Origin of the sequence: Burkholderia sp. HI2500, from assembly GCF_002223055.1 — a bacterium.
In the GTDB taxonomy this organism is placed as follows: domain Bacteria; phylum Pseudomonadota; class Gammaproteobacteria; order Burkholderiales; family Burkholderiaceae; genus Burkholderia.
On the sequence record NZ_NKFL01000004.1, the window covers coordinates 2,126,378 to 2,146,146 of the forward strand.

At 65.2% G+C, this 19,769-nt stretch carries 20 protein-coding genes and 1 tRNA gene; 13 read left to right on the forward strand and 8 right to left on the reverse strand.

Annotated features, from left to right (window positions below; translation table 11 throughout):
- Positions 1–41: 41 nt before the first annotated feature.
- The 4 genes from CFB45_RS12590 to CFB45_RS12605 form a co-directional block, all read right to left on the reverse strand.
- Positions 42–788, reverse strand: a complete 747-nt coding sequence (locus CFB45_RS12590) for a VWA domain-containing protein (protein WP_089425820.1) — start codon at positions 786–788, stop codon at positions 42–44.
- A 20-nt stretch (positions 789–808) separates the two neighbouring features.
- On the reverse strand, positions 809–1,912 hold the full coding sequence (locus CFB45_RS12595; protein ID WP_089425821.1) for a toxic anion resistance protein: 1,104 nt from the start codon (positions 1,910–1,912) through the stop codon (positions 809–811).
- Between the two features lie 353 nt (positions 1,913–2,265).
- Entirely contained in the window at positions 2,266–2,682 is a 417-nt protein-coding gene (locus CFB45_RS12600; RefSeq protein ID WP_089425822.1) for a hypothetical protein, read from the reverse strand.
- 45 nt (positions 2,683–2,727) lie between these two features.
- Positions 2,728–3,357 carry a LysE family translocator gene (locus CFB45_RS12605; protein ID WP_069248425.1) on the reverse strand — a complete coding sequence of 210 codons (630 nt, stop codon included), beginning with the start codon at positions 3,355–3,357 and terminating at the stop codon, positions 2,728–2,730.
- Between the two features lie 187 nt (positions 3,358–3,544).
- On the opposite strand from CFB45_RS12605, the gene CFB45_RS12610 reads away from it, so the two are divergent.
- Together CFB45_RS12610 and CFB45_RS12615 are read left to right on the forward strand one after the other, a co-directional pair.
- A tRNA-Ser gene (locus CFB45_RS12610) sits at positions 3,545–3,635 on the forward strand.
- Between the two features lie 387 nt (positions 3,636–4,022).
- The gene (locus CFB45_RS12615) at positions 4,023–4,625 is read left to right on the forward strand and encodes a hypothetical protein (RefSeq protein WP_089425823.1); all 603 of its coding nucleotides are present in this window, start codon (positions 4,023–4,025) and stop codon (positions 4,623–4,625) included.
- 65 nt (positions 4,626–4,690) lie between these two features.
- On the opposite strand, the gene CFB45_RS12620 is transcribed toward CFB45_RS12615, so the two are convergent.
- From CFB45_RS12620 to acs, 3 genes are all read right to left on the reverse strand, one after another.
- Positions 4,691–6,706 (reverse strand): sodium:solute symporter family protein, encoded by a 2,016-nt coding sequence (locus CFB45_RS12620; RefSeq protein ID WP_089425824.1) that lies wholly within the window; start codon positions 6,704–6,706, stop codon positions 4,691–4,693.
- 3 nt (positions 6,707–6,709) lie between these two features.
- On the reverse strand, positions 6,710–7,054 hold the full coding sequence (locus tag CFB45_RS12625; protein ID WP_089425825.1) for a DUF4212 domain-containing protein: 345 nt from the start codon (positions 7,052–7,054) through the stop codon (positions 6,710–6,712).
- A gap of 83 nt (positions 7,055–7,137) precedes the next feature.
- Positions 7,138–9,120 carry an acetate--CoA ligase gene (gene acs / locus CFB45_RS12630; RefSeq protein ID WP_069248434.1) on the reverse strand — a complete coding sequence of 661 codons (1,983 nt, stop codon included), beginning with the start codon at positions 9,118–9,120 and terminating at the stop codon, positions 7,138–7,140.
- Positions 9,121–9,437: 317 nt separating this feature from the next.
- Between acs and CFB45_RS12640 the strand changes: the two genes are divergently transcribed.
- The 9 genes from CFB45_RS12640 to CFB45_RS12680 all read left to right on the forward strand — a co-directional run bounded on the left by CFB45_RS12640 (position 9,438) and on the right by CFB45_RS12680 (position 16,744).
- On the forward strand, positions 9,438–10,331 hold the full coding sequence (locus CFB45_RS12640; protein WP_089425826.1) for a DMT family transporter: 894 nt from the start codon (positions 9,438–9,440) through the stop codon (positions 10,329–10,331).
- 113 nt (positions 10,332–10,444) lie between these two features.
- A complete protein-coding gene (locus CFB45_RS12645; protein ID WP_089425827.1) occupies positions 10,445–11,068 on the forward strand; it encodes a TIGR00645 family protein in 624 nt (207 codons plus the stop codon).
- A gap of 34 nt (positions 11,069–11,102) precedes the next feature.
- Positions 11,103–12,626: a fumarate hydratase gene (locus tag CFB45_RS12650; RefSeq protein ID WP_069248436.1), complete on the forward strand. Its 1,524-nt coding sequence runs from the start codon at positions 11,103–11,105 to the stop codon at positions 12,624–12,626.
- Between the two features lie 194 nt (positions 12,627–12,820).
- Positions 12,821–13,297, forward strand: coding sequence for a bacterioferritin (bfr, locus tag CFB45_RS12655; protein ID WP_011352652.1), 477 nt, complete (start codon positions 12,821–12,823; stop codon positions 13,295–13,297).
- Positions 13,298–13,336: 39 nt separating this feature from the next.
- Positions 13,337–14,197, forward strand: coding sequence for a glutamate racemase (murI, locus tag CFB45_RS12660; RefSeq protein WP_089425828.1), 861 nt, complete (start codon positions 13,337–13,339; stop codon positions 14,195–14,197).
- 150 nt (positions 14,198–14,347) lie between these two features.
- Entirely contained in the window at positions 14,348–14,584 is a 237-nt protein-coding gene (locus CFB45_RS12665) for a (2Fe-2S)-binding protein (protein ID WP_039370093.1), read from the forward strand.
- Between the two features lie 218 nt (positions 14,585–14,802).
- Positions 14,803–15,534, forward strand: coding sequence for an energy transducer TonB (locus tag CFB45_RS12670; RefSeq protein ID WP_089425829.1), 732 nt, complete (start codon positions 14,803–14,805; stop codon positions 15,532–15,534).
- 36 nt (positions 15,535–15,570) lie between these two features.
- Positions 15,571–16,302 (forward strand): MotA/TolQ/ExbB proton channel family protein, encoded by a 732-nt coding sequence (locus CFB45_RS12675; RefSeq protein WP_085043642.1) that lies wholly within the window; start codon positions 15,571–15,573, stop codon positions 16,300–16,302.
- A gap of 13 nt (positions 16,303–16,315) precedes the next feature.
- Entirely contained in the window at positions 16,316–16,744 is a 429-nt protein-coding gene (locus CFB45_RS12680) for an ExbD/TolR family protein (RefSeq protein ID WP_039370086.1), read from the forward strand.
- Between the two features lie 387 nt (positions 16,745–17,131).
- On the opposite strand, the gene CFB45_RS12685 is transcribed toward CFB45_RS12680, so the two are convergent.
- Complete coding sequence (locus CFB45_RS12685) at positions 17,132–18,106, reverse strand: LysR family transcriptional regulator (RefSeq protein WP_069248441.1); 975 nt, start codon at positions 18,104–18,106, stop codon at positions 17,132–17,134.
- 122 nt (positions 18,107–18,228) lie between these two features.
- Here CFB45_RS12685 and CFB45_RS12690 point away from each other — a divergent pair, with 122 nt between their 5' ends.
- Both CFB45_RS12690 and CFB45_RS12695 read left to right on the forward strand, forming a co-directional pair.
- Positions 18,229–19,101 carry a pirin family protein gene (locus tag CFB45_RS12690; protein ID WP_089425830.1) on the forward strand — a complete coding sequence of 291 codons (873 nt, stop codon included), beginning with the start codon at positions 18,229–18,231 and terminating at the stop codon, positions 19,099–19,101.
- 99 nt (positions 19,102–19,200) lie between these two features.
- A complete protein-coding gene (locus tag CFB45_RS12695) occupies positions 19,201–19,683 on the forward strand; it encodes an SRPBCC family protein (RefSeq protein WP_039370078.1) in 483 nt (160 codons plus the stop codon).
- The last annotated feature ends 86 nt before the right edge of the window (positions 19,684–19,769 follow it).

Here is a 19,769-nt window from a genome sequence, read left to right on the forward strand (position 1 = left end):
GGGGGTAATCGAGTTCGGGATAAAAGGCGGGCGGGCTGCACTTACTTCGCGCGCACCCAGTCGCAGAATTCCTGCGTGATCAGCTGTTCGTAGATCTGTTCGTCGCTGACGTCGAGCGATTCGAGATGCAGGAAGCCGACGTTCGGCATCTCGTCCGCGACTTCCGCGAGGAAGCCGAATTCGCTCGGATCGCCGACGCCGACGAGCGACCAGTACAGCGGGTAGTGCCGCGACTCGGCGAGCAGCTGGCGCACGCGCTTGCGGTCGTTCTTCGGGTTCTGGCCGTCGGTGACGAACAGCACCCATGCGGGCAGATGGCCGTTCACCGGCGCGGCGGCGGCCGGCGCGGGCGCCTCGTCCGCGCCGCCGAACAGCCGGCTCAGGAAGCCGCGCTTCTCTTCGCGCTTCGGCGACGGCGCCGGCGCACGGAAGAAGAAGTCGACGATGTCGTTCATCACCGGTGCGTACTGCGTGCCGCCCCACTTGTCGATCCGCGCGTTGAGCACGTGGTCGGAAATATACGAACCGTAGTTGTCCGGCGTTGCGGTCGGCAGGCGGTCGTAGCCTTCGGTGAAGGTCCACGTATCGACTTCACCGTTGTCGTCGAACTTCAATGCGATGCCGAGAATCCGGTCGTGCGTGTCCTGGATCACGCCCGACTGGTACAGCGGCTTCGCGGAGCCGGAGATGTCGAGCGCCGCGCCGACGCGCACGACGGGCGGCTTCAGGATCTGGCGTTTTTCGAGGACGATCGCGACCTTCGCCGCGCGTTTCTCAAGCGTAATCATGCGGTGTTCTCTCGGTTCTTTCAGTTGTGCTTCGGAGCGAATCGGGTGATCAGGTCCTGTTCGAGCTGGCGCAGGCGCGGTGCGTCCTGCTCACGCTGGCGACGGCCGTCGGCGATGATCTGCGTGATGTCGTCGAATGCGCCGAACAGCTGCTGCTGCGCGTATTCGAACGTGTCGGTCGAGATCACCGGGCGCTGGCTCAGCTTCGCGACTTCCTGCGCGTTCTGGCGGTTCAGGTCGGCCTGCGCGCGGATCGCCTCGTCGGCCGCGTCGTACGTCGCATTGGCGAGCGCCGCCGCGCGCTTCGTGCTGAGCTGCTCGAGGTAGAGCGCGAACGCGTTGGTCCACGCGGGGATCAGCACGGTCTTGATCGTCATGAACTTCGACGTCAGCGTGCGTTTCTGGTCCTGCTCCATCCGGATCTGCGGCGCGAGCTGCTTCGACATCAGCATCGCGCGGTCGAGATCGTCGAGCTTGCTTTCGAGCGCGTCGACCTTGCGCTTCACGTCGAGCAGGCGCTGTGCGGCGAACGCGTCGTCCACCGGCTGCTCGCCGGCCGCAAGATGCGCACGCAGCGTCGCGAGCGCCGTTTCGCCGTGCGCCTTCGACTGCGCGAGCTCCTGGTGCAGCGCGTAGTTGTCGTTGTACATCCGCTCGAGCTCGTCGATGCCGGCCTTCTGGCGCTGCGCATGGTTCTCGAGCTCGACGACGAGCGTGTCCATCCGCTTGCTCACCGACTCGTATTGCGACAGCAGCTTCTCCTTGGTCGAGCGGAACAGCCGCGTGACCTGGGTGAGCAGCCCGCCCTTGTCGGCGCCGCGCGGGTCGAGCCCCTTGGCGGTCGCGATCAGTTCGTTGAGCTTGTCGCCGAACTGGTCGGCATCCGACGCGCGGACGCTCGCGAGAATCTGCTGGGAGAAGGCCGCGATCCGCGTGCCCTGCGTCGCGCCGAGCTGGTCGATCTCGTCGACGGTGATCAGGCGGACGTTCTCAGTCGGGCGTGCCGCCGGCGTGGCAACGGCGGCGGCAGGCACGATGACGGGCGCTGCAACGGGTGACGAAGACGGGGTGGAAGGACGATCGCTGACCGCATCGGAATTCTTGTCGTCGAAGAGCGGCTTCATGTGGCTACCACGTTTCCTTTTCTGCTTTCTGCTGCGTGTTGTCATGCGCGCGAGGCGCGCATCCGCGATTGCCGCCGTGCTCTCTCACGGGCGGCAGACGGACAATAAATGGCCCGAGCGCGTTGCGTCAAGGGAAGGAATTCTTTCAATTTCCATTCATTTTGTAATGTGACGGGTAGACGCGAAGCCCGATCGTCGCTGCTTCTGCCGTCGTGCATGCAGGCCACGCAAGATTCGAGCGCATCGAAACTTACATGTCAGATCAATGTGAAAGAGAAATGAAACCGCCTGTTCCGGCGGGTTTCAGACGGCGCGCCTACGTGGACGAGACGCGCGCGAGTGCCGATCGCGCGCTACCGGTCCTGCACGCGATTCATCCCGAGCCGAGGCAGGAAGAACGGCACCGATCGGTCACGAATCGTGAAATCCCACCGTCCTTCGACGTCCACGAACGTCGCGCTGAAATGGCGGTCGTCGGCCCACGTCATGTCGTCCAGATGGCACGACGCGTACATCGCGCCGACCGTGCGCCGCGCGAGTTCCTTCAACGGATCCTTCGACACGAGCGTGAACGTGACGGCCTCCTCGAACAGGCAGTCGTAGTCGGTGACGAGCAGATAGGCGTCCGGCGTCTCGAACTGGCGAAGCAGCACATAGCCGGAAACGGTGAGGCCGCAACGTTCGCCGTTCACGAGCACATGCGTGCGCGACGGCCACACTTCATACGGACCGTCGTGCGTTTCGAGCGTGAAGCGCTCAATCGGCTTCATCGCCGAGCCAGCTGGTGGAGGGCTTGTTCCCGATGCATCGCCGCGTCAGTTCGCGGCCTTGCGATACAGCGCGACGTAGCCCGCGAGCATCAACAGCAGCGACCCGCTGACACGGTTCAGCCACTTCTCCCCCGCGGCCTTCCACACGCGCACCGAATGCACGCCGAGCAATGCATAGCCGGTCATCCCGATAACGTCGATCGCAACGATCGTCGCCGCAAGGATCGCGTACTGCGGCGCGATCGCGTGCGACCGGTCGACGAACTGCGGCAGCAGCGCGGACATGAACAGGTAGTACTTCGGGTTGCTCATCGCGACGAAAAAGCTCTTCAGGAACGCGGTCCGGCGATCGGGCGTCGCGTGATCGAGCGCCTGCGCAGCGGCGGAGCCGCCGGATGACAGCAGCATCCGCACGCCGACATAGGCGAGCCACGCCGCACCGGCCAGCTTCAGCGTGACGAATGCCGTTTCCGACGCGTCGAGCAGCATCCCGAGACCGCACCCGACCAGCGCAACGAGCACGACATCGGCCGTGACAGCCCCCAGCATGCCGACCATCGCGTGACGCAATCCGTACCGCGAGCCGTTGCTCATCGCGAGCAACACCGTCGGACCGGGCGTCGCGACGCCGACGGACAGGATCAGGGCAAATGCGAGCAAGGCGGACAGCGACATGGCGGGGGCGTTCCTGTTGAACGAAGGGCTGGAAAATGCAGGCGGACGGAGCATAATCGCATGATGGCGCGACCGCCCGCTCGACGGTTGTCCGGCGGGCCGCCGACCTCGCGCCCCGTTCGATTTGCATGGATCGTCGGACGGAGTGGCGGACTGCCCCCGGAGTTTGCTATACTCTCGGTCTTCCGGAGAGATGGATGAGTGGTTTAAGTCGCACGCCTGGAAAGCGTGTATAGGTTAATCGCCTATCGGGGGTTCGAATCCCCCTCTCTCCGCCAGTATTCAAAAATGCCCGCGCCAGCGGGCATTTTCGTTTCCGGAGAGAGGCAAGCCGACAGGTCGGCTGGCACGGGGAATTCGAAGGGAGTCGGTCGGCTACAAGAACGGGGCGACCGTCGCTGCAACCTCTCGAAAAGGAACGGACGACGAGGTGACGTTTATCTTCAAACGCGACGGCCTCTGGTCGTGGAAGTTGAGCGCAGTCAATCTGCCGATCGACAAATTCGGTTCAAACTGATCACCAGGAAGCGGCCCCGCCCCTGCGCAGCCGGCTCGCTTCCCTGCTTGATCCGAGCGTGCAGCACACAGCAAATCCCGAACACCCCACGCTAAAGAAGCGTATTCTCCTGACGATATCCAGGGTTTCATCACCGCGAGTCAGATCCATGCGATTGAGTCCACGGTTCGCCATGATGGCTGTTGCTGCGACGATGCTGTCAGCTTGCGCGACGGCATTTTCGCCCGCGTCGATCAGCACGACCATCGCGGTGACCGCTCCCCCGCCGCTCGAAAAATCGCTGCGCGACGGCGGATCGTCGACCGACCTGTCGGTCATCGGTCAGCCCGCCTCTCCATTTCGCACGCTTCTTTCCGTTCGCGACTGCGCCGCAGGCAAATGCGCAGCGGGAATTGCCAAGCCGACGCTCGCGGTCACGGTCCAGCGCGTGTCCGAGGGACAGGCGGCGATACGGTTCTCGGTCAACGGAGAGATCGGCAGCAGCCAGACGCTGACATCGCAAGCCGGGAACGCCACGTCGGAAGTAATCATGTCGATCCCGTCCGGCGTGACACCGATCAACGATCAATTTGCCGTCGATCGGGTCGCGACGATCAAGGTTGGCGAGTTCCGCCACGTGGCCTTGCCGCATGGCATCCGTGCCTATGTCTGCGTCGCCATCCCGAACGCCAAAGGCGTGACGGATGGAAGCTGTGATTTCAACCGGGTGCAGACGACCAAGGGAGCCGAGCTCGGCATTTCAGCGCTCTGACCCACCCGTCATGGCGCCAACACGAACGGGTCCCGGCACTTGAGCAACGCCGGACGACACCCGCGTCACGGATGCCGGATGTAATCCACCAGCGCCCGCGTATATTCATCCGGCTTTCGGTCAAACAGACTCACGACGATCGCCACCGCGAACCCCGCCGGCACCCCGAACACCCCCGAGCTGATCGGCTCGATCCCGAACCACGTACTCCCCGCGAACCCCGTCAGCTGCGTGAAGTACGGATAGGTCGACACGATGTAGTACACGCACACGGCGAGCCCGGTCACCATCCCCGCGATCGCGCCACGCGTCGTCGTGCGCTTCCAGAACACGCCGAGCACGAGCACTGGAAAGAAGCTCGAGGCCGCCAGCGAGAACGCGGCGCCGACGAGAAACAGGATCTTCCCGGTATTGAGCGACGCGACATACGACGCGAACAGCGCGACCCCGAGCAGCAGCACCTTCGAGATCGTCACGCGCCGCTGGCTCGACGCATCGGGCGCGACCATGCAGTAATAGACGTCGTGCGACAGCGCGTTCGCGATCGTCAGCAACAGCCCGTCCGCGGTCGACAGCGCCGCGGCCAGCGCACCGGCCGCGATCAGCCCCGACACGACATACGGCAGCCCGGCGATCTCCGGCGCGGCCAGCACGACCATGTCCGGCTGCATCTGGATTTCCGACCAGTGCACGATGCCGTCCCGAATCACCTCGACGACGCTGATCAGGTCGGGCTCGAAGTGATGCCATTGCGTGACCCACGCCGGCAATTCGGCGAACGGCCGCCCGACGAGGTTCGCGAGGATCTCGTACTTGATCAGCACCGCGAGCACCGGCACGCTCAGGTAGAACAGCGCGATGAAGAACAAGGTCCACCCGACCGAGCGCCGTGCGGACGCGACCGACGTGGTCGTGTTGTAGCGCGTCAGGATGTGCGGCAGGCTCGCGGTGCCGAGCGACAGGCACAGCAGCAGCGCAAGGAAATTCCGCTCGCGCGGCTTGCGTTCGTCTTCGCTCGCGGCGGGAAACGGCTCGTGCATCGGCACGGGAGGCTCGGCACGGGCCAGCAGATCGTCGCGCGCCTGCGTCCACGCGACGCGCGCCGCCGCCGGATCGCGCGGGAAATCGGCCAGTTCGCGCTCGCGCTGGCTGATCTCGCGCAGCGGCCCGTTGTGGCGGCGCAGGTCGGCCAGCTGGTCGGCGAGATTCCGGCGGGCGTCCGCATGGGATGCCGGCAGCCGGTCGAGCCGCGTCTGGATATCCGCGGCCTGCCGGCGGTACGTGTCGCGCACCTGCTGCTCGTCGAACGCATCGCGCACCTGCGCCTCGCGCGCCGCGACCCGCTCCATCAGCTTGCCGTAATTGAACTGCGGCACGGGGCCGAGCCCGTTCTTCATCGCGATCAGCGACACCGGAATCAGGATCGCGCTGATCAGGATGATGTACTGCGCGACCTGCGTCCACGTGACCGCGCGCATCCCGCCGAGAAACGAGCACACGAGAATGCCCGCGAGCCCGCAGAAAATCCCGATCGCGAAATCGACGCCGATGAAGCGCGTCGCGATCAGGCCGATCCCCTGGATCTGCGCGACCAGGTACACGAACGAACACAGGATCGCCGCACCGGCCGCCAGCGCGCGCACGGCTGTACTCGAAAAGCGCGTCCCGAGAAAATCGGGAATCGTGTAGCGCGCGAGCTTGCGCACATAAGGCGCGAGCAGGAACGCGACGAGGCAGAACCCGCCCGTCCAGCCCATCACGTAGGCGAGCGCATCGTAGCCTGTCGCGTAGAGCGATCCGGCCAGGCCGATGAACGATGCGGCCGACAGCCAGTCGGCCGCGGTCGCCATCCCGTTGAAGGCAGACGGCACGCGCCGCCCGGCCACGTAGTATTCGACGAGATCGGACGTGCGCGACAGCAGCCCGATCACCGCATACACGGCGATCGGCACGAACAGGAACACGTAGCCGATCCAGACGCCGGAGCCGGTGGCCCGCTCGATCCGCCACATCAGCAGCACGAACCCGAGAAACCCCAGCGTGTAGAGCGCGTAGGCGCGGATCAGTCGGCGCGTCAGCATGGATCAGCGCCCACCGTTCACGTGGCCGGCGCGTGCCGCATGATCGTCGTACGCACGGCGCAGCGTGCGGTCCGCGCGTTGCATCAGCCCGATGTAGACGACGATCAGCACGAGGTACACGAGAATCGCGCCCTGTGCGCCGACGTAGAACGGCAGGCTGAACCCGGCGAAACGGATCCCGGCGAGCGCGGGCCCGAAGAACGGCACGATGAACGATACCGAAAAGCCGATCACCATCAGCACCGCGATCAGCGCGACGTTGAAGCGCCAGTAGCGTGCGTGGGCACGCGCGAGCGGCTCGGGAACGGGAGGGGGCGCGGCAGGCGCGGGACGGGTCGGAACGGTCATGCCGTTATGTAACAAAAAGCCCCTGCGCGGGCAATCGGGATTGCCGCGCAGGGGCTCGTGCGCGTGATGCGCAACCGGTACGATCAGCGCACTTCGGCGAGTTGCTCGAGGATGGCCGGGTTCTCGAGCGTGGACGTATCCTGCGTGATCGCCTCGCCCTTCGCGAGCGAACGCAGCAGGCGCCGCATGATCTTGCCCGAGCGCGTCTTCGGCAGGTTGTCGCCGAAGCGGATGTCCTTGGGCTTCGCGATCGGCCCGATCTGCTTGCCGACCCAGTCACGCAGCGTCTTCGCCAGCGCCGCCGCTTCCTCGCCTTCCGGACGCGAACGCTTCAGCACCACGAACGCGACGACCGCCTCGCCCGTCGTATCGTCCGGACGGCCGACCACGGCCGCCTCGGCCACGAGCTCGTGCGAGACCAGCGCCGATTCGATTTCCATCGTGCCGAGCCGGTGGCCCGACACGTTCAGCACGTCGTCGATCCGGCCCATGATCGTGAAGTAGCCGGTGTCCTTGTCGCGCACGGTGCCGTCGCCGGCCAGATACAGGCGCCCGCCGAGTTCCTCGGGGTAGTAGCTCTTCTTGAAACGCTCCGGGTCGCCCCAGATCGTGCGGATCATCGCGGGCCACGGGCGCTTGACGACGAGAATGCCGCCCTGCCCGTTCGGCACGTCCTGGCCGGTTTCGTCGACCACCGCGGCCATGATGCCCGGCAGCGGCAGCGTGCACGAACCGGGCACGGTCGGCGTCGCGCCCGGCAGCGGCGTGATCATGTGGCCGCCCGTCTCGGTCTGCCACCACGTGTCGACGATCGGGCAGCGCTCCTGGCCGACGTGCTTGTGATACCACATCCATGCTTCCGGATTGATCGGCTCGCCGACGGTGCCGATGATGCGCAGGCTCGACAGGTCGTAGCTCTTCGGATGCACCTTGTCGTCGGCCTCGGCCGCCTTGATCAGCGAGCGGATCGCGGTCGGCGCGGTGTAGAACACGGTGACCTTGTGGTCGCCGATCATCTTCCAGAAACGCCCGGCGTCCGGATAGGTCGGCACGCCTTCGAACACGACCTGCGTGCCGCCGCATGCGAGCGGGCCGTACGTGATGTATGTGTGGCCGGTGACCCAGCCGATATCGGCCGTGCACCAGAACACGTCGGTGGGCTTCCAGTCGAAGGTCCACTTCATCGTCTGCGCGGCCCACAGCAGGTAGCCGCCCGTGCTGTGCTGCACGCCCTTCGGCTTGCCGGTCGAGCCCGACGTATACAGGATGAACAGCGGGTGCTCGGCGCCGACCCATTCCGGCTCGCACTGGTCGGATTCGCCGGCCGTCAGTTCGTGCATCCACAGGTCGCGCTCGGCGTGCCAGTCGATCTTGCCGCCGGTGCGGCGATAGACGATCACGCTCTTCACGGCCTCGCAGCCGCCCAGCGCGATCGCTTCGTCCGCGATGCTCTTCAGCGGCAGCGTCTTGCCGCCGCGCGCCTGCTCGTCGGCCGTGACGAGCGCGGTCGCGCCGACGTCGACGAGCCGCTCGTTCAGCGACTTCGCGGAGAAGCCGCCGAACACGACCGAATGCGTCGCGCCGATGCGCGCGCAGGCCTGCATCGCGACGATGCCTTCGATCGACATCGGGATATAGATGACGACGCGGTCGCCCTTGCCGATCCCGCGCTTCTTCAGCGCATTCGCGAACCGCGATACGCGTGCGAGGAGATCCGCGTAGGTGACGCGCGTGACGGTGCCGTCGTCGGCTTCGAAGATCACCGCGACGCGCTCGCCGTTACCGGCTTCGACGTGACGGTCGAGGCAGTTGTACGACGCGTTCAGCTCGCCGTCGTCGAACCACTTGTAGAACGGCGCGTTGGACTCGTCGAGCACTTTCGTGAACGGCTTGTGCCACGCAAGACCCTCGCGCGCGAGACGCGCCCAGAATCCTTCGTAATCGTTCTCGGCTTCGGCGGCGAGCGCACGATAGGCCGGCATGCCGGAAATGGTCGCCGCCTGTTCGAGCGCCGCGGGCGGCGCAAACTGACGGGTTTCGTGAAGAACCGATTCAATCGCAGACATCGACTACCCCTTGGTGAACATGAATCCTCTGCATGGCGGCGCGATCGTGCGCGCCGCGCGTCTTGGCCGGCGCAAGCGCGCCGCTGTCTCCTACCCACCACCCGCGCACGGCCCGAAGGCCGCTGCGCGATGCTGCGCCGCACCACGTCGCACGAAGGCGACCGGGCGACCCGACAGTTTCCACGATAAGCGCTCGAACTTACCCGTCACTTACGCGGCACGGCCGTTTCGCCCTTCGGGCGGCGCCCGCGTGCAGCTTTACGCTGTAACGAGCGCGACCCTACAATCCTAACTGAACTCGCCTTCCGGATTCCAGCTTGAATCGCTACGCTTTCTTTCTCGTGCTGTCGATGCTGTTCGTCGGCAGCAACGTCGGTATCGGTAAATCGATCGTCGTCTTCGTCCCCGTCGCCATCCTCGCCACGCTGCGCTTCGTGATCGCGATCGCCGTGCTGTGGCCGCTGTTCAGCCCGGTGAAAATGCGCACGGTCAAGCGCGGCGAATGGCTGAACCTGTTCCTGCAGGCGTTCTTCGGCACCTTCATGTTCACGCTGCTGATGCTGAACGGCGTGCAGCGCACGAGCGCGGTCGCGGCCGGCGTGATCACCAGCACGATCCCGGCGATCGTCGCGCTGTTCGCGTGGCTGATCCTGCGTGAAAAACCGAACGGCCGTGCGCTCGTATCGATCGCACTCGCGATCGCCGGCGTCGTGACGATCAACCTCGCGAACGGCAGCGCGGCCGGGCACGGCACGTCGTCGCTGACCGGCAACCTGCTGATCCTCGGCGCGGTGTGCTGCGAATCGATCTACGTGATCCTGTCGCGCCGCCTCACGCAGACGCTCGCGCCAATCGACATCTGCGCGTACACGCACCTGTTCGGCCTGTGCCTGATGCTGCCGCTCGGCGCGACGGCCATGTGGCATTTCGATTACGCGAGCGTGCCGGCCGGCACCTGGGCGCTCATCGTCTGGTATGGCCTGTCGGCCAGCATCTTCTCGTTCTGGCTGTGGATGAAAGGCATCCGGCACGTGCCGGGCAGCCTCGCCGGCGTGTTCAGCGCGGTGCTGCCGGTCGCGGCCGCCGCGTATGGCATCGCGTTCCTCGGCGAGCGCCCGACGCTCGCCCACGGCATCGCGCTCGCGTGCGTCGTCACCGGCATCGTGCTGGCCAGCCTGCGCGTGAAACGCGTGCCGGCCGCCGCCTCCTGATCCGTCCCCGGCAGCGCCGGCGCGTCACTGCAGTCGCGCCGGCCGACGCGTTACAATAGCGCGCCTTTTCAAGATTACCCCCGATACCTGCGCACCGCGCCCGACTGTCCACCATGTCTGCCCCGCATTCGCCCGGCCGCCCCGCGCGTCGCCCGCTTCGCCCGCTTCCCGCGCTGATTTTCATGAGCCGCTGGCTCCAGGTTCCGCTTTACCTCGGCCTGATCGTTGCGCAAGCCGTCTATGTGTTCCTGTTCCTGAAGGAAGTCTGGCACCTGCTGTCGCATGCGACGAGCCTCGACGAAATCAGCGTGATGCTCGCGGTGCTCGGCCTGATCGACGTGGTGATGATCTCGAACCTGCTGATCATGGTGATCGTCGGCGGTTACGAGACGTTCGTGTCGCGCCTCGGCATCGAGGGTCACCCCGACGAGCCCGAGTGGCTCGACCACGTGAACGCGGGCGTGCTGAAGGTCAAGCTGTCGATGGCGCTGATCAGCATTTCGTCGATCCACCTGCTGAAGACGTTCATCAACCCCGACCAGCACACGATGCACGCGATCATGTGGCAGGTGATCATCCACGTGTCGTTCCTGGTGTCGGCGCTCGTGATGGCGTGGGTCGACCGCCTGACGACGCACACGCACCCGGCCCATTTCCACGAGCCGCACGCCCACGGCGCGCACGCGCCCGCGGCGAACGAGTCCCGCAAGCCGGCCGACGCAGCCGTCAACGCATAAACGCATTCCCCACTGTCCCCACAGAGTCTCAGCCATGACCGTCATCAAACAGGAAGACCTGATCCAGAGCATCGCGGATTCGCTGCAGTACATCAGCTACTACCATCCGCTCGACTACATCCAGGCCCTCGGCCGCGCGTACGAGCTGGAAGAGAGCCCGGCCGCGAAGGACGCGATCGCGCAGATCCTCACGAACAGCCGCATGTGCGCGGAAGGCAAGCGCCCGATCTGTCAGGACACCGGCATCGTCACGATCTTCGTGAAGGTCGGCATGGACGTGCGCTGGGACGGCGCGACGATGGGCCTCACCGACATGATCAACGAAGGCGTGCGCCGCGGTTACACGCACCCGGACAACGTGCTGCGCGCGTCGATCGTCAATCCGCCGGAAGGCGCCCGCAAGAACACGAAGGACAACACGCCGGCCGTGATCCACTACGAGATCGTGCCGGGCGACAAGGTCGACGTGCAGGTCGCGGCAAAGGGCGGCGGCTCGGAGAACAAGTCGAAGTTCGTGATGCTGAACCCGTCCGACTCGATCGTCGACTGGGTGCTGAAGACGGTCCCGACGATGGGCGCGGGCTGGTGCCCGCCCGGCATGCTGGGGATCGGCATCGGCGGCACCGCCGAAAAGGCGATGCTGATGGCGAAGGAATCGCTGATGGAGCCGATCGACATCCAGGAAATCATCGCGCGCGGCCCGAAGGACTGGGTCGAGGAACTGCGCGTCGAGCTGCACGAGAAGGTCAACGCGCTCGGCATCGGCGCGCAGGGCCTCGGCGGCCTGGCAACCGTGCTCGACGTGAAGATCATGGCGGCACCGACGCACGCGGCATCGAAGCCGGTCGCGCTGATCCCGAACTGCGCGGCGACGCGCCATGCGCACTTCGTGCTCGACGGCTCGGGCCCGGCCAAGCTTGAAGCGCCGTCGCTCGACGCGTGGCCGAAGGTCAACTGGGAACCGAACACGGAAACCAGCAAGCGCGTCGACCTGAACACGCTGACGCCGGAAGAAGTCGCGAGCTGGACGCCGGGCCAGACGCTGCTGCTGTCGGGCAAGATGCTCACCGGCCGCGACGCTGCGCACAAGCGCATCGCCGACATGCTCGCGAAGGGCGAGAAGCTGCCGGTCGACTTCACGAACCGCGTGATCTACTACGTCGGCCCGGTCGATCCGGTCCGCGACGAAGTGGTCGGCCCGGCAGGCCCGACGACGGCCACGCGCATGGACAAGTTCACCGAGACGATGCTCGCCCAAACCGGGCTGATCTCGATGGTCGGCAAGGCCGAGCGCGGCCCGGTCGCGATCGACGCGATCAAGAAGCACAAGGCGGCCTACCTGATGGCCGTCGGCGGTGCAGCTTACCTCGTGTCGAAGGCGATCCGCGGTGCGAAGGTGCTCGCGTTCGAAGACCTCGGCATGGAAGCGATCTACGAGTTCGACGTACAGGACATGCCGGTGACGGTCGCCGTCGATTCGTCGGGCACGTCGGTGCACCAGACCGGTCCGAAGGAGTGGCAAGCGAAGATCGGCAAGATCCCGGTCGCAGCCGCTTAAGCGCGATCGAACGAAAGGCCGGACGCGAGTCCGGCCTTTTTACTTCTCATTCTCATTATTGTGTGTGGCCGGTTGTTCGAGGCTGATTCTCATTACACGCAAAAGGCAGGCCCGGCAAGGCTTCGAGGCTTGGCTTTTCTCGTTCGAGCGATTATCGTTCGGTTTCTGAAGCCCCACTGAACAAGGAACAAGCCATGCAAGGCGACAAGAAAGTCATCGAATATCTGAACGCCCAGTTGAAGAATGAACTCACGGCGATCAACCAGTACTTCCTGCATGCGCGCATGTACAAGCACTGGGGCCTCGAGAAGCTCGGCAAGCACGAGTACGACGAGTCGATCGGCGAAATGAAGCACGCCGACTGGCTGATCGAACGCGTCTTCATGCTCGACGGCCTGCCGAACCTGCAGGATCTGCACAAGCTGCTCGTCGGCGAGGAAACCGAAGAGATCCTGAAGTGCGACCTGAAGCTCGAGCAGATCTCGCAGTCCACGTGCAAGGAAGCGATCGCCTACTGCGAATCGGTGCGTGACTACGTGTCGCGCGAGATCTTCGAAAAGATCCTCGACGACACCGAAGAGCACATCGACTGGCTGGAAACGCAGATCGACCTGATCGGCAAGGTCGGCCTGCAGAACTACCAGCAAACGATGATGGGGTCGCCGGAGTAAACTCGCTCCACGCTTCCCGTTACCGCCCCCGGCCCGTTCATGTCGACACCCTCCGTTATTCCTGCGACGGCCACGACCGTCGCGCCCATCGGCATCTTCGATTCAGGGCTGGGCGGCCTGTCGGTGCTGCGCGCCGTGCGCGCGCAGCTGCCCGACGAATCGTTCATCTACGTCGCCGATTCGCACCATGCGCCGTATGGTCCGCGCGACGAGGCGTTCATTACGGAACGCACGCTGGCAATCGGCGAGTGGCTGGCCCGCGAAGGGGCGAAAGCGCTCGTCATCGCGTGCAACACGGCGACCGCACGTGCGATCGCCACGGTCCGCGAACACTTGTCGATGCCGCTCGTCGGCGTCGAGCCGGGCATCAAGCCCGCCGCCGCCGTGTCCGCGAGCGGCGTCGCGGGTGTACTCGCCACGCAGTCGACGCTGAACAGCCCGCGCTTCCAGGCGCTGCTCGACCGCTACGGCGCCGGCCGCCGCTTCATCTGTCAGCCCGGCCACGGGCTTGTCGAAGCCATCGAGCGCGGCGATACGAATTCGCCCGCGTTGCGCGCGTTGCTCGACAGCTACCTGCAACCGATGCTCGACGACGGCGCCGATACGCTGGTACTCGGCTGCACGCATTACCCGTTCTTCACGGAAACGATTCGTGACCTTGTGGGCGACCGCCTGACGCTCGTCGACACCAGCGACGCGATCGCGCGCCAGCTCGTGCGGGTGCTCGACGAGCGCAACCTGCGCGCACCGGCCGGCACGCGCGCAGCACCGCCCCGCTTCTGCTCGACCAGCGACGGCCGCCAGTTGCAGGTGCTCGCCTCGACGCTGCTCGGCCTCGCCGCACCGGTCGAATCCGTCACCATTTCCTCGCCGAACGCGCGCGCCTGCGCGACCGCCTGATACCGGCCGGCACGCCCTCTTCCGCGTGCCGTTCCACCCTCCCGACGTTTCAAGGGTCCGATGCCCTTAAAAAAAGCCTGCCCCAGGCTTGTCAACGTCCACAAATTTAATGATAATAATTCGCATTACCGTTAGCTATCGCAACTCATCATGATCGTCTGCGTGTGCAAGTCTGTTTCCGATCGCAAGATTCGCGCGTCCCTCGCAGAGGGCGTGAACTCTTTCGATGAACTCCAGTTCGAGCTTGGCGTGGCCACCTGCTGCGGCAAGTGCGAGGAGTCCGTACGCGACCTCATGGCCGAACAAGGCGTCTGCGCGAGCCGGTGCGGTGTCGAGCATCACGCTCACCCGATCCCGGTCACGTTCTACGAACGCAAGGCCGCCTGACCGGCGCCGAGTGTGCGCATGCGGCCCAGGCCGCATTTTTTGTTTTGACCGTCAGCAAGCCACCGTCTGCGCGAGCCAGCGGCTTACCTGCCCAGGAGCCTGTCATGGAATTGCTGATCGGATTTGTGACCACCGTTTGCATCTCGCTGCTGATCTTCCGCAAGTGATGCCGATTCACCCGCCGCGCCCCGGGTGCGACATCGTTCTTTCAAGCTAACATGCAGGCTTCGCATCTCGCTCCTGCCGGCGCCGTGCCGGCTGCACCACGTATGAATCCCCGAGTGATCGTCGTCGCGGTCGGTGTGCTTGCCGCACATGCGATCATGCTGACGGCCGCCTGGCTCCATCGCAACGCGCCGCCGCCGCCGAAGGAGATCGAGGTTCAGTCGATCACCGCGCAGCTCATTCCGCCTGCCCCTCCTGCCCAGCCGGTCGCGGTCCAGTCGGCCGCGCAGCAGCCTACGCCGCCCAAGCCCACGCCGCGCGTGAAGCCGAAGGTCGAGCCGAAGCCGGTGCAGAAGGCGGTCCCGACGCCTCAACCCGTCTCGCAGGCACCATCGCCGACGCCCGCGCCGGCAGTGGCCGACCCGACACCGGCTCCGGCCGCGCCGGCGCCTGCTGCACCGGCTGCAGCACCCGGCCCGGCGCGCGAGACGATGCAGGTCAGCGCGCCGAAGAACGTGTCGGCGCTCAGCTGCAATTTCGTCAAGCCGACCTATCCGTCGATGTCGCGCCGTCGCGGCGAAACGGGCACGGCCTATGTTCACTTCATCATCGGCGTGACGGGCAAGATCGAAAGCGTCCAGCTGCAGAAGAGCAGCGGCTACCCGCGTCTCGACGAAGCCGCGCTCGACGCGACGCGCGCCAGCACCTGCCCGCCGTATATCGAGAATGGCCAGGCGATCCGCGCCGCCCATACGCTGCCCTTCAACTTCACGCTTGACGACTAACCCGTCATATTCGGTAGATTCAAAGGAAACAAGAAAATGCAAAGCTACGGTATCGCGCACGTCTGGGCGCAAGGTGATTTCGTCACGCGCGCCATCGCGATCACGCTGCTCGTGATGTCGGTCCTGTCGTGGATCGTGATCGTCATCAAGGGCTGGAACGTGATCCGACTGAACCGCCTGACGAAGAACGCCGAACAGGCATTCTGGCATTCGGACAATTTCGACGACGGCGTCAAGAAGCTCGGCCTCGCCGCATCGACGCCGAACGACAACCCGTTCCTCGCGCTCGCGCTGTCGGGCAAGGAAGCCGCCGATCACCACCACCAGACGCAACCGCACCTGCACGATCGCATGGACGTGTCGGACTGGGTCACGCGCTGCCTGAAGGACACGATGGACGAAGGCATCTCGCGCATGCAGAGCGGTCTCGCGATCCTCGCGTCGATCGGCAGCACGGCGCCGTTCGTCGGCCTGTTCGGCACGGTCTGGGGGATCTATCACGCCCTGCTCGCGATCGGCGCATCCGGCCAGACGTCGATCGACCAGGTCGCGGGCCCGGTCGGCGAATCGCTGATCATGACCGCCTTCGGCCTGTTCGTCGCGATCCCGGCCGTGCTCGGCTACAACGCACTCACCCGCGCGAACAAGGGTGTCGTCAGCAAGCTGCGTCGCTTCGCGCACGGTCTGCATGCGTACTTCGTGACGGGCGCGAGCCTGGCCTCGTCGTCGACGCGCGACGGCCTGCGTCTCGCGACGCGCGCCAGCTGAGGCGGGGTGAACCATGGCAATGAACACCGGTTTCAGCGACGATGACGACGATGCAGTGATGAGCGAGATCAACATGACGCCGCTCGTCGACGTCATGCTCGTACTCCTGATCATTTTCCTCGTGACGATCCCGGCGATGCAGCATGCGGTGAAGATCGACCTGCCGCACGCCAGCAGCCAGCCCGTCGACGAAAAGCCGCAGACGGTCGACGTCGCGATCCAGGGTGACGGCACGATCCTGTGGGACGACCACACGGTCACGCGCGCACAATTGCAGGAACGCATCGCGGAAGCGGCAAAACGCACGCCGCAGCCGGAGTTGCACCTTCGTGCGGATCGCAAGGTCGCGTACGAACACGTCGCGGAAGTGATGTCGGATGCGCAGGCAGGCGGCCTGACGAAGCTCGGCTTCGTGACGGAGCCGGGCGCGAAAGCGAAGTAACGCGCGCACGTCTTGCGGTAACGCATCGCCGGCGCCTAGCCGGCCGCACCTCGCCGGCCGCGCACAAAGTAAAAGGCCTTCATCGCCAGATGAAGGCCTTTTTTCATGCGCACGCGGGCGCCTTCGGGCGGCGGGCTCTTTGGCGGTATCGGTTGCGCCTCGAGCAACGCAAATGCGACTCTGCCGTGGTCTGCACGGACTGCGCGTTCTGCCCTATCTGGCTCACAATATATGCGGCCACCTGATTTCGCTCAGAACTTCCTTCACGAAATGGGATTTCAATATAGGCCCGCGCGCACGCGCATTCAAGGTTCCGGCGATTGAAACTTGCGATTGCAGGCGACGCTTCAATGACAAAACAAATTTGCGTCGCCGTGCGCGTCGTGTTCAGGTCGCCGAAACATCCGCCGCCGCTTCCTTCTTCGCGCGTTCCGGGCACCCCGGATCCTGGTAGGCGCCGTGATCGAGCTTCTCCACCAGATAGTCGACGAACGCACGCACCGCCGGCGGCATCCCCTGCCGCGACACGAACACCGCGTACAGTTGCGGCACCGGCAGCGTCCAGCCCGGCATCACTGGCGACAGTTGCCCCGCCCTCAGCGCGTTGCCGTACATCATCTCCGGCAATGCCGCGATGCCGAGGCCATCGAGCACGGCTTCACGGATCGTCATCAGGTCAGCCGTCACAAGCCGCGGGTCGTGCTCGTGCACGTGACGCGTTCCGTCCGGCGCGATCAGGTTGAACACGTGCCGCCCGTCGACGCTCGGCGTATCGAGTGTCTCGAAGCCGCTCAGGTCGTCCGGTACCAGCGGCGGCGCATTCTGGCTCAGCAGGCTCGGCGCGCCGACCAGCATCTGCTCGGTGCGCCACAGCGGCCGCACGACGATGTTCGCGTTCTGCGGCGGCTCCGAGCGCACGCGCAGCGCGACGTCGATCGAATCCTCGAACAGGTCGATCACCCGATTCGTCACGCGGACGTGCACCTTCACCTCGGGATAGCGACGCAGGAATTCGGGCAGGATGCGCGACAGCATCGTCTGCGACAGCGTCACGGGCACGCTGACGCGCACCGAGCCGCGCGGCGATGAGCGCAACTGCTGCACCGCGTTCATCGCCGCCTGCGCTTCGGCCAGCATCGCCTGGCAATGCTGGTAGAACAGTTCCCCCGCCTCGGTCAGCGCGAGCTTGCGTGTGGAGCGCTGCAGCAGGCGCACGCCGAGCGCCGCCTCGAGTTCGGTCAGGCGCCGCGACAGGCGCGATTTCGAGATGCCCAGCACGCGCTCCGCGGCCGAGAAACCGCCATGTTCGACGACCTGCGAAAAGTACATGAGGTCGTTCAGGTTATGTGCATCGATATTCATGTCATCGTTCCAATTTCAGAACAATCCATTGCGAACCTTCGCGAATTGAACGGTAAAACGCCCAATATAATAGCGCTATGTTTCAAAAATAACGCTATTCCGTTGATTTCGAGGGCTTCCGCATGACGACCGCTCGCTCGCTTGACCGTACGTTCCCCGCGCTTCGCACGACCGAAGGCGGCGGCTTCGTGGTTCACCGCCCGTTCCCGACCCGGCTGCTGATGGATTTCGATCCGTTCCTGCTGCTCGACGAAATGGGCCCCGTCGACTACGCGCCCGGCGAAGCCAAGGGCGCCCCCGACCATCCGCATCGCGGCTTCGAGACCGTGACCTACGCGCTCGACGGGCGCTTCCGCCATCGCGACTCGTCCGGCCATGCCGGCACGCTCGGCCCGGGCGACGTGCAATGGATGACGGCGGGCGCCGGCGTCGTGCACAGCGAAATGCCGGACCCGGAATTCGCGCAAACGGGCGGCCGCTCGCACGGTTTCCAGCTGTGGGTCAACCTGCCGCGCCGCGACAAGCTGATCGCGCCGCGCTACCAGGAGATCCCCGCCGACCGCATCCCGACCGCGACCTCACCTGACGGCCGCGCACGGGTGCGCGTGATCGCCGGCGAAGCGTTCGGCGTCCGCGCCGCGATCGAGACACGCACACCGATCCTCTACCAGCATTTCACGCTGCAACCGGGCGCAACGGTCACGCAGGCCGTCCCGGCAGGCTATCGTGTGTTCGCCTATCCGATCGACGGAACAGGCCTCTACGGGCCCGCCAGGCAGGCGGTCGACGCACGACACATGGTCGTGTACTGCGATGACGGCGACACCGTCACGTTCGCCGCCGGCGACACGCCGCTCGACCTGCTCCTGATCGGCGGCGTGCCGCTCAACGAGCCGATCGTCCGCTACGGGCCGTTCGTGATGAACACCGAGGAAGAGATCCGGCAGGCGGTCGTCGACTACCAGACCGGTCGCATGGGGCGCATCGAAGCATGACGCACGGACGGGCGCGCAGGTGCCGCGAAACCGCCCGTTTTGCGTCACAATGACTTCTTGAACCACGTGGCCGCCCGCCACCAGAAGGAACTCGTCCCCTTGAACTTCGAACATCTGATCCAGATCAATTCCGACGATCCGGCCGTGCCGACCCTCACCCGCGACCAGCTCTGGGAAGGTCTCGTGTTGCGCGCCGAACAGCCGCAACTGTTCGTGCTCGGTCTCGACAGCTGTGTCGTCCACGAACGGACGGACACTACGCTCGAACGCGAGCTGCACTACGGTCACGCGACCGTGCGCGACCACGTCACGTTCACGCCGAACCAGCAGGTTCGCTACGACATCCTCGCCGCCGATGGCGAGATCGGCGGCTCGCTGACGATGACGATCGAGGAGCGCGACGACCACGAGCTGTTCCTGCGTTTCGAATACCGCACGACGCTGGTCGTCACGGACGACAGCGAAGACGCGCGTCAGACGCACGGGATCGTCAAGGAAGCGTACCGCACGTCGGATATCGACACGGTCCGCCTGATCCGCGAATACGCGCAGGGCCGCAAGGACCCCGATCCGCTGCACTGAACCCGATCGCGGCCTACGGGCCGCTCCTTTGACTCAAGCTATCAGGCTCGTCGTTTCGATCGATAAAGAGTTTTTGTAAATGGGAA